We start from the raw sequence: 7,788 nt of genomic DNA on the forward strand, positions 1-7,788 counted from the left end.
GCGCACCCTCGCGGGGCGCCACTCCTGGGCGGCTGGCTAGTAGACGGTGCAGAGCAGCTCGCCGCCGACCTTCTGCTTGCGAGCCTCGGAGTCCACCATGATGCCGCGCGAGGTGGAGAGGATGGAGACGCCCAGGCCGCCGAGAACCTGCGGAATCTCGCGCACCGCGACATAGCGGCGCAGACCGGGCTTCGACACGCGGCGGATGCCGGTGATGGCGGGGGCACGGTCCGGGCCGTACTTCAGCCCGACGACGATGTTGTTCTGCGGCTGGAGCTCCTCGACGGAGTACTCGCCGATGTAGCCCTCGTCCTTGAGGACCTTGATGATCTCGAGCTTGAGCTTCGAGTGGGGAATGACGACCTTGTCGTGCCGCGCGCGGGAGGCGTTGCGCAGGCGGGTCAGCATGTCGCCGACGGGGTCATTGACCGGCATGGGATACCTTCTCAGAGGCAGGGCCCCGTCAGGGTGCCCCGCGTTCGCAACCGCTCCGCCTGCCGGGCCCATCCCGGGGGTTCGCAGCGGCTGCCACTTCGTACAGCGGAACTTCGAGCGCGTGCTTCCTTCCGGGAGCACGCCCAGGGCGCCCTGCCTGCCCTCACGGGCCTGCCAGGCGCCCTGCCCTTCCGGCTACCAGGACGACTTGGTCACGCCGGTGATCTCACCGCGCAGCGCGCGGTGACGGAGGCAGATGCGGCACATCTTGAACTTGCGCAGGAAGGCGCGCGGCCGGCCGCACAGCGGGCAGCGGTTGTACTGGCGCACGGCGAACTTCGGCTTGCGCTTTGCCTGGGCAATCTTGGAGAGCTTGGCCATGTGTCGTGGAGTCCTTGGCTCGAGGCTTACTGGCGGAACGGCATGCCGAAGTGACGCATCAGCGCCAACCCCTGCTCGTCGTTCGCCGCGGTGGTGACGAAGCTGATGTTGAGCCCCTTCACCTTCTCGATCTGGTCGTAGTTGATCTCAGGGAAGATGATCTGCTCGCGCACGCCGAGCGTGTAGTTGCCCTTCCCGTCGAACGCCTTCGGGGACACGCCCTTGAAGTCACGCACGCGCGGCAGCGCCACGGTGATGAGGCGGTCCATGAACTCGTACATGCGCTCGCCGCGCAGCGTGACGGCGGCGCCGATGGCCTGGCCCTGACGCAGCTTGAAGTTGGCGATGGACTTGCGGGCGCGGGTGACGATGGGCTTCTGGCCGGTGATCGCCGCGAGCTGGTCGACCGCCGACTCCAGGATCTTGTTGTTGGCGAGCGCCTCGCCCAGACCCATGTTGACGACGATCTTCTCCAGGCGGGGAACCTGCATCGGGTTCTTGAGGCTCAGCTCCTTCATCAGGGCGGGGACGCCCTCCTTGAAGAAGCGGAGCTTCATGCGCGCCGGCTTGGACTCGAGGCCCTCCTCGATGTTCGCCGCGAAGCCAACCTTCTTGGCCTCTTCCTTCTTGCCGCGCTTCGCCTTCTTTTCCTTCTGATCGGCCTTCTTCTCGTCAGCCATTGTCCTGTCCTCTGCTTCGGGGCGCCGTCGTGGACCCAGCGCGCCCGATCAGTCCTTCATATGGAATCTGGAAACACCGCGAAGGTCCCGGATGCTCCCCGGGCCCTCAGTGCCTGCACGCCCGCCTGCCCCTCCACCCGGGTGGGCAAAGGGCGCGCATACATGCACCAACGCGGACACCTAGTCAATCAGCGCGTCGCAGCTCTTGCAGAACCGCTTCTTCTTGCCCTCTTCACCCTCGGTACGGAAGCCGACGCGCGTCGGCTTGTCGCACTTGGCGCACACCACCTGCACATTGGCCAGGGCGATGGTGCCGGGCTTCTCGACGATGCCACCCTCCGGGCTCTGCGGCGTCTTCTTCATGTGCCGCTTCACCAGGCGCAGGCCCTCGACCGTGACGCGCTCGGCGTCGCGATCAATCTTCAGCACCTTGCCGCGCTTGGTCGCCGTGGTCTTCTCGGAGGCCTCGGCCCCGGCCATGACCTGGACCGTATCTCCTACCTTCAGCTTCTGCATGGCTTCCTCTCTCTGGCTGCTCGCCGTCCGGCCTGCCGTCCTCTCAGAGGACCTCGGGCGCCAGCGAGATGATCTTCATGAACTTACGGGCGCGGAGCTCACGGGCCACCGGCCCGAAGATGCGCGTACCAATGGGCTCCATGTCCTTGTTGATGAGGACCGCGGAGTTGCCATCGAACTTGATGTAGCTGCCGTCGGGGCGACCCACCTCGCGCTTGGTGCGGACGATGACGGCCTTGGCCACGTCACCCTTCTTCACCTTCGAGTTGGGCAGCGCCTCGCGCACGGACACGACGATGACATCGCCGATGGACGCGTACTTGCGCTTCGAACCGCCGAGCACCTTGATGCAGAACACCTTCTTCGCGCCCGAGTTGTCGGCAACGTCGAGCACGCTCGTCATCTGAATCATCTGGGAATCTCCTGTCGCCGGTGACCACCCCGCGCCGCCTCACGGCCGCGCGGGAGAGGCGTGCGTGCTAGACGTTCTTGCTCTTCTCCAGCACCTCGACCACCCGCCACCGCTTGTCCTTCGAGGCAGGCTTGGTCTCGGCGATCCGGACCCGATCACCCTCGTTGATGGTGATCTTCTTGGGGTAGTCGTGGTCCTCCACGTGCGCCTTGTACTTCTCGCGCAGGCTCATGATCTTCCCGTACTTCGGGTGCGGAGCACGGCGCTGGACGGTCACGACAACCGTCTTCTGCATCTTGTTCGAGGTGACGATACCCACGCGCGTCTTGGGACGGCCACGGGTAGAGGTCTCGGGAGCGGACGTCTCGGTCGCTTCAGCCATCTTCGGTCTCACTGTCTCTCATGCACCCGGGCCTTCACGGCCCGGATGGCCTCACGTGCCCACGCCTGGCGGGAGCACGCTCGGGGATTGGTTTCTTCAGCCCTGCTTGGCCGCCGAGACCTTCTGGGTCAGGACGGTCAGGACGCGAGCCAGGTCGCGACGGTGCTGGGTACGCTCGGCCGGGTTGTCCAGCGAGCCGGTGCGCCGCTTCAGCTGGTCCTGGAACAGCGTCTCGCGCAGCTCCGCCGCACGCCGCTTCAGGTCCTCCGCGGACAGTTCCTTCAGTTCCTTCGCAGTCGCCATTTCAGTCTCCACATGCGCGCGGGAGCCTTCCCGTGAGGGCCGGCCCCCGCCGCTCGGTGCCTACTAGAGGCTCAGGTCCGCGCGGGTCACAATCTTCGTGAGCACCGGCAGCTTCGCCTGCGCCAGCTTCAGCGCCCCGGTGGCCACCTCGCGCGTCATCCCCTCCATCTCGTAGAGGATGCGCCCGGGCTTCACCACCGCGACGTAGTACTCCACGCCGCCCTTGCCGGTACCCATTCGGGTCTCGGCCGGCTTCTTGGTGATGGGCTTGTCCGGGAAGATACGAATCCAGATCTTGCCGCCGCGCTTCACGTGGCGGGTCATCGCGATACGGGCCGCCTCGATCTGCCGGGAGGTGATCCACCCCGGCTGCAGGCTCACCAGACCGTACTCACCGTAGGTCATGTCGCTGCCACGGTGAGCCGCGCCAGGCGTGCGGCCCTTGTGCATCTTTCGGTACTTGGTACGAGCAGGCTGAAGCATCGTCGCTGTCCTTGGCCGCCCTGTGCCGGAAGTCCCTCTCGGGAGCCCCCGGCGCGGGTGGGCTGATTACCGGTTGGAGGGCATGGGGGCCTGGCCACCCTTGCCCGGGAGGACCTCGCCCTTGCAGACCCAGACCTTGCAGCCAATCTTGCCGTAGGTCGTCTTGGCCTCGGCGAAGCCGTAGTCGATGTCCGCACGCAGGGTGTGCAGGGGCACGCGGCCCTCGCGGTACCACTCGTAGCGCGCCATCTCCGCGCCACCGAGGCGGCCCGAGCATGCCACGCGGATGCCCTTGGCGCCGAACTTCATCGCCGTCTGCAGGGCCTTCTTCATGGCGCGGCGGAACGCGATGCGGCGCTCGAGCTGGGTGGCGATGTTCTCGGCCACCAGCTGCGCGTCCGTCTCGGCCTTGCGGACCTCGACGATGTTCAGGAAGACCTCGTTCTTGGTGAACTGCTGCAGGTCCTTCTTCACCGTCTCGATGCCCGCGCCACGCTTGCCGATGACGATGCCCGGCCGCGCGGTGTGGACGTTGACCTTGACCTTGTTGGCCGCGCGCTCGATCTCCACCTTGGACACGCCCGCGTGGTTCAGCGACTTCTTCACGAACTCGCGGATGCGGATGTCCTCATGAAGCCACTGCGCGTAGTTCTTGTGCTCGAACCACTTGGAGTCCCAGGTCTTGATGACGCCGAGCCGGAACCCGATCGGATGAACTTTCTGTCCCAACGTGAATCTCCTTGAAGCGTCCGGGCGGGGCCCGACGGGTCCTTACTTCTTCGCCTCGGCCAGCACCAGATGGATGTGGGCGGTCTTCTTCTTGATGGGGGTCGCCCGGCCCATGGCGCGAGGCATGAAGCGGCGCTGGGTGGGCCCCTGGTCCACGGAGATGGTCTTCACGTAGAGCGTGTCCACGTCGACCTGCCCCTTGGACTTGTCCGTCGCGTTGGCCACGGCGCTCTTGATGAGCTTCTCCACCGGCTTGGCCGCGGCGCGCTTGGTGAACTTCAGAATGTTGAGGGCAGCCTCGACAGGCTTGCCCCGGATGAGCGCCGCAACGGTGGAAATCTTGCGGGGGCTCATGCGCAGGAAACGCAGATGTGCAGTCGACTCCATGGTGCTCTCCTCAGGCTCTCAGGCAAACCGCCAGGCTACTTGCCCGGGGCCTTGGCGACCTTCTTCTCCGCCGAGTGACCGCCGAACGTACGCGTCGGGGCGAACTCGCCGAGCTTGTGGCCCACCATGTTCTCCGTGACGAACACCGGGATGAACTTCTTCCCGTTGTGCACCGCGAAGGTGTGACCGACGAACTCCGGCAGGATCGTGGAACGACGCGACCACGTCTTCACGACCGCCTTCTTGTTCGTCTTGATCATGTCCTCGATCTTCTTGACGAGGAAGTCGTCGACGAACGGACCCTTCTTGATCGAACGAGCCATGACTTGGGAATCCTCTTACTGGCTGCGGGCGCCCTGGCGCCGGCCGCTCACGATGAACTTGTCAGTACGCTTGTTGGTGCGCGTGGTGAGGCCCTTGGTCTTCTTGCCCCACGGCGACACCGGGTGCGGGTTACCCTGACCGGACTTGCCCTCGCCACCGCCGTGCGGGTGGTCGACGGGGTTCATCGCCAGACCGCGGACGGTGGGACGGATGCCCAGCCAGCGGCTCTTACCCGCCTTGCCGACGCGGATGATCTCGTGCTCGATGTTGCCGACCTGGCCCACGGTGGCGCGGCACTCGATGAGGACCATGCGGACGGTGCCGGAGGGCATGCGCACCTGCGCGTAGCGGCCCTCCTTCGCCATCAGCTGGCCGGACGTGCCGGCGGAGCGGATGACCTGGGCGCCACGGCCCGGCTTCAGCTCCACGTTGTGGATGACCGTACCCACCGGGATGTTCTGCAGCGGCAGGCTGTTGCCAGGCCGGATGTCCGCCGTCTCGCCGGCGAACACGGTGTCACCCACGCTCAGACCCACCGGAGCGAGGATGTAGCGCTTCTCGCCGTCCGCGTAGTGCAGCAGCGCGATGTTGGCGGTGCGGTTCGGGTCGTACTCGACGGCCGCGACCTTGGCAGGCACGCCATCCTTGTCCCGACGCTTGAAGTCGATGACGCGGTAGCGGCGCTTGTGACCACCACCCTGGTGCCGGCGGGTGATGTGCCCGTGAACGTTGCGGCCGCCCGAGCGCTTCAGCGGCTCGGTCAGACCCTTCTCGGGCGAGTCCTTGGTGATGTCCGCGAAGTCGGACACCGTCATCAGACGGCGGGCGGCGCTTGTCGGCTTGTACTTCTTGATGCCCATGGTGTGTTCCTCGTCAGGGAGGCTCGACGCCGTAGCGTCAGGCCGCCCCTCCCTCGAAGAGCTCGATCGAATCGCCCTGCTTGAGGGTCACGACCGCCTTCTTGAAGTTGGGCCGCTTGCCGATGCTCCGGCCCACCCGCTTGACCTTGCCGCGGACGACGTTGGTACGCACGCCCTCGACGGTGACCTTGAAGAGCGTCTCCACCGCGCGAGCCACGTCATGCTTGGTGGCCTTGCGGTCGACGATGAACGAGTACTGCCGGAACTTCTCGCGGGCCTTGTCCAGCTTCTCGGTGATGAGCGGGCCCTTGATGACGTCGGTGAGATTCATGACAGCGCCCCCTCGAGGGTCTTCGCCGCCGCGGAGGTCAGGACGATGTGCGAGTGCCGCAGGACGGACTCGAGGTTCAGGCCCTCGGGCGGCAGCACGTCGAACTTCGCCAGGTTCCGCACGCTGCGGTGCAGGTTGGTGTTGCCCTTGTCGTCAATCACCAGCGCGTTCTGCAGCTTCAGGCGCTTGGTGAGGACCTCGAAGGCCTGCTTGCTCTTCGGCGCGTCCAGCGAGAAGCCGCTCAGGATGATGAGCGTCTTCTCCTGGGCCCGGAGGGACAGCGCGGCCCGGAGGGCACCGCGGCGCACCTTGCGGGGCGGGCGGTAGAAGTAGTCGCGCGCCTTGGGAGCCATCGCCTTGCCGCCGCCCACCCAGTGGGAAGCGCGGATGGAGCCCTGACGGGCGCGGCCGGTGCCCTTCTGCTTCCAGGGCTTCTTGCCGCCGCCGCTGACCAGCGAGGTGTTCTTCACCCCCACCGTGCCGCGACGCCGGTTGATCTGCTGCATCTTCGCCACCTCGTAAAAGAGGTGGGTGTTCGGCTCGGCGCCGAACACGTCGTCGGAGAGCTCGATCTCCGACACCTTCTTCAAGTCAAGGTCGACAACGTCAAACTTCGCCATGGCACTTTCCTCGCGGGGGTCGGAGTGAAACCACTCGGACGCCCACCCGCTTCCTAGGACTTGATCTCGACGTCAACGCCGGCCGACAGATCCAGCTTCATGAGCGCATCCAGCGTCTGCTGCGTGGGCTCGAGGATGTCGAGCAGGCGCTTGTGCGTGCGGATCTCGAACTGCTCGCGGCTCTTCTTGTCCACGTGCGGCGACCGCAGCACCGTGAACTTGTTGATGCGCGTCGGCAGGGGGATCGGACCAGCCACCTTCGCGCCCGTGCGCTTGGCCGTCTCGACGATCTCCCCGGCACTCTGGTCCAGGAGCTTCGAGTCGTACGCCTTCAACCGGATGCGGATCTTCTGTGTCGCCATTCGCAAGAACCTCTTAGAACGAACCCTGCCTGTGCCTCGGGCGGCGCTACGACTTACGTCCCCTGGATTTCACAGAGCCGTTTCTTCGGAACGAAGGGGCGCGGTGATTACCATCCCGCGCCGGGGGGATGCAACTGGATTTCCTCCGGCTCCCTGAAAAATCCCCAGGATGGGGCCCCAGGGAGCCGGTAGGGGCACTGCTACTCGATGATCTCAGCCACGACGCCGGCGCCCACGGTACGACCGCCCTCACGGACGGCGAAGCGCAGCTCCTTCTCCATGGCCACCGGGGTGATGAGCTCCACCTCGATGGCGATGTTGTCGCCCGGCATCACCATCTCGACGTTGTCCGGCAGCTTCACCGTGCCCGTCACGTCCGTGGTGCGGAAGTAGAACTGCGGACGGTACCCCTTGAAGAACGGGGTGTGACGGCCGCCCTCTTCCTTCGACAGCACGTAAATCTGCGCCTTGAACTTGGTGTGCGGGGTGATGCTGCCCGGCTTGGCCAGCACCTGGCCGCGCTCCAGGTCCTCACGCTTCAGGCCACGCACCAGCGCGCCGATGTTGTCGCCCGCCATGCCCT

Annotated in this window: 16 protein-coding genes; all 16 read right to left on the bottom strand. The window is 65.7% G+C overall.

All coding sequences use genetic code 11. The features are described from left to right. Window positions 1-36 precede the first annotated feature (36 nt). Window positions 37-435: a 30S ribosomal protein S8 gene (rpsH, locus tag LXT23_RS45580; RefSeq protein WP_253986806.1), complete on the bottom strand. Its 399-nt coding sequence runs from the start codon at window positions 433-435 to the stop codon at window positions 37-39. A gap of 195 nt (window positions 436-630) precedes the next feature. Further along, window positions 631-816 carry a type Z 30S ribosomal protein S14 gene (locus tag LXT23_RS45585; protein ID WP_253986807.1) on the bottom strand — a complete coding sequence of 62 codons (186 nt, stop codon included), beginning with the start codon at window positions 814-816 and terminating at the stop codon, window positions 631-633. Window positions 817-842: 26 nt separating this feature from the next. Next, window positions 843-1,496, bottom strand: coding sequence for a 50S ribosomal protein L5 (gene rplE / locus LXT23_RS45590; protein ID WP_456107035.1), 654 nt, complete (start codon window positions 1,494-1,496; stop codon window positions 843-845). 180 nt (window positions 1,497-1,676) lie between these two features. Continuing rightward, entirely contained in the window at window positions 1,677-2,012 is a 336-nt protein-coding gene (gene rplX / locus LXT23_RS45595; protein WP_253986808.1) for a 50S ribosomal protein L24, read from the bottom strand. A 43-nt stretch (window positions 2,013-2,055) separates the two neighbouring features. Then, the gene (gene rplN / locus LXT23_RS45600) at window positions 2,056-2,424 is read right to left on the bottom strand and encodes a 50S ribosomal protein L14 (RefSeq protein WP_002633598.1); all 369 of its coding nucleotides are present in this window, start codon (window positions 2,422-2,424) and stop codon (window positions 2,056-2,058) included. A gap of 67 nt (window positions 2,425-2,491) precedes the next feature. Further along, window positions 2,492-2,818, bottom strand: coding sequence for a 30S ribosomal protein S17 (gene rpsQ / locus LXT23_RS45605; protein ID WP_253986809.1), 327 nt, complete (start codon window positions 2,816-2,818; stop codon window positions 2,492-2,494). 84 nt (window positions 2,819-2,902) lie between these two features. Further along, entirely contained in the window at window positions 2,903-3,121 is a 219-nt protein-coding gene (gene rpmC, locus LXT23_RS45610; RefSeq protein WP_253986810.1) for a 50S ribosomal protein L29, read from the bottom strand. A 51-nt stretch (window positions 3,122-3,172) separates the two neighbouring features. After that, on the bottom strand, window positions 3,173-3,592 hold the full coding sequence (gene rplP, locus LXT23_RS45615; RefSeq protein ID WP_163989320.1) for a 50S ribosomal protein L16: 420 nt from the start codon (window positions 3,590-3,592) through the stop codon (window positions 3,173-3,175). Window positions 3,593-3,658: 66 nt separating this feature from the next. Next, window positions 3,659-4,321, bottom strand: coding sequence for a 30S ribosomal protein S3 (gene rpsC / locus LXT23_RS45620; RefSeq protein ID WP_002633602.1), 663 nt, complete (start codon window positions 4,319-4,321; stop codon window positions 3,659-3,661). 42 nt (window positions 4,322-4,363) lie between these two features. Further along, window positions 4,364-4,708, bottom strand: a complete 345-nt coding sequence (rplV, locus tag LXT23_RS45625) for a 50S ribosomal protein L22 (protein WP_253986811.1) — start codon at window positions 4,706-4,708, stop codon at window positions 4,364-4,366. 35 nt (window positions 4,709-4,743) lie between these two features. Continuing rightward, on the bottom strand, window positions 4,744-5,031 hold the full coding sequence (gene rpsS, locus LXT23_RS45630; protein ID WP_002633604.1) for a 30S ribosomal protein S19: 288 nt from the start codon (window positions 5,029-5,031) through the stop codon (window positions 4,744-4,746). Between the two features lie 15 nt (window positions 5,032-5,046). Beyond that, a complete protein-coding gene (gene rplB, locus LXT23_RS45635) occupies window positions 5,047-5,892 on the bottom strand; it encodes a 50S ribosomal protein L2 (protein WP_253986812.1) in 846 nt (281 codons plus the stop codon). Between the two features lie 37 nt (window positions 5,893-5,929). Further along, entirely contained in the window at window positions 5,930-6,223 is a 294-nt protein-coding gene (locus LXT23_RS45640; RefSeq protein ID WP_169349368.1) for a 50S ribosomal protein L23, read from the bottom strand. Beyond that, on the bottom strand, window positions 6,220-6,843 hold the full coding sequence (gene rplD, locus LXT23_RS45645; protein WP_253986813.1) for a 50S ribosomal protein L4: 624 nt from the start codon (window positions 6,841-6,843) through the stop codon (window positions 6,220-6,222). The genes LXT23_RS45640 and rplD overlap by 4 nt, the downstream gene beginning before the upstream one ends. Window positions 6,844-6,896: 53 nt before the next feature. After that, on the bottom strand, window positions 6,897-7,205 hold the full coding sequence (gene rpsJ / locus LXT23_RS45650) for a 30S ribosomal protein S10 (RefSeq protein ID WP_002633608.1): 309 nt from the start codon (window positions 7,203-7,205) through the stop codon (window positions 6,897-6,899). A 200-nt stretch (window positions 7,206-7,405) separates the two neighbouring features. Further along, window positions 7,406-7,788 (bottom strand): EF-Tu C-terminal domain-related protein (locus tag LXT23_RS45655; RefSeq protein WP_456107036.1); only part of this gene is annotated, 383 nt, incomplete at its 5' end.

Origin of the sequence: Pyxidicoccus xibeiensis, assembly GCF_024198175.1 — a bacterium.
Classification (GTDB): Bacteria; Myxococcota; Myxococcia; order Myxococcales; family Myxococcaceae; genus Myxococcus; species Myxococcus xibeiensis.

What these genes read in the sequence shown, in the direction of transcription:
- LXT23_RS45585 (WP_253986807.1), bottom strand. Translation starts at nt 816, where the DNA reads ATGGCCAAGCTCTCCAAGATTGCCCAGGCAAAGCGCAAGCCGAAGTTC.
- LXT23_RS45640 (WP_169349368.1), bottom strand. Translation starts at nt 6,223, where the DNA reads ATGAATCTCACCGACGTCATCAAGGGCCCGCTCATCACCGAGAAGCTG.
- rpsJ (WP_002633608.1), bottom strand. Translation starts at nt 7,205, where the DNA reads ATGGCGACACAGAAGATCCGCATCCGGTTGAAGGCGTACGACTCGAAG.
- rplN (WP_002633598.1), bottom strand. Translation starts at nt 2,424, where the DNA reads ATGATTCAGATGACGAGCGTGCTCGACGTTGCCGACAACTCGGGCGCG.
- rplV (WP_253986811.1), bottom strand. Translation starts at nt 4,708, where the DNA reads ATGGAGTCGACTGCACATCTGCGTTTCCTGCGCATGAGCCCCCGCAAG.
- rplP (WP_163989320.1), bottom strand. Translation starts at nt 3,592, where the DNA reads ATGCTTCAGCCTGCTCGTACCAAGTACCGAAAGATGCACAAGGGCCGC.
- rplD (WP_253986813.1), bottom strand. Translation starts at nt 6,843, where the DNA reads ATGGCGAAGTTTGACGTTGTCGACCTTGACTTGAAGAAGGTGTCGGAG.
- rpsH (WP_253986806.1), bottom strand. Translation starts at nt 435, where the DNA reads ATGCCGGTCAATGACCCCGTCGGCGACATGCTGACCCGCCTGCGCAAC.
- rplB (WP_253986812.1), bottom strand. Translation starts at nt 5,892, where the DNA reads ATGGGCATCAAGAAGTACAAGCCGACAAGCGCCGCCCGCCGTCTGATG.
- rpsS (WP_002633604.1), bottom strand. Translation starts at nt 5,031, where the DNA reads ATGGCTCGTTCGATCAAGAAGGGTCCGTTCGTCGACGACTTCCTCGTC.
- rplE (WP_456107035.1), bottom strand. Translation starts at nt 1,496, where the DNA reads ATGGCTGACGAGAAGAAGGCCGATCAGAAGGAAAAGAAGGCGAAGCGC.
- rplX (WP_253986808.1), bottom strand. Translation starts at nt 2,012, where the DNA reads ATGCAGAAGCTGAAGGTAGGAGATACGGTCCAGGTCATGGCCGGGGCC.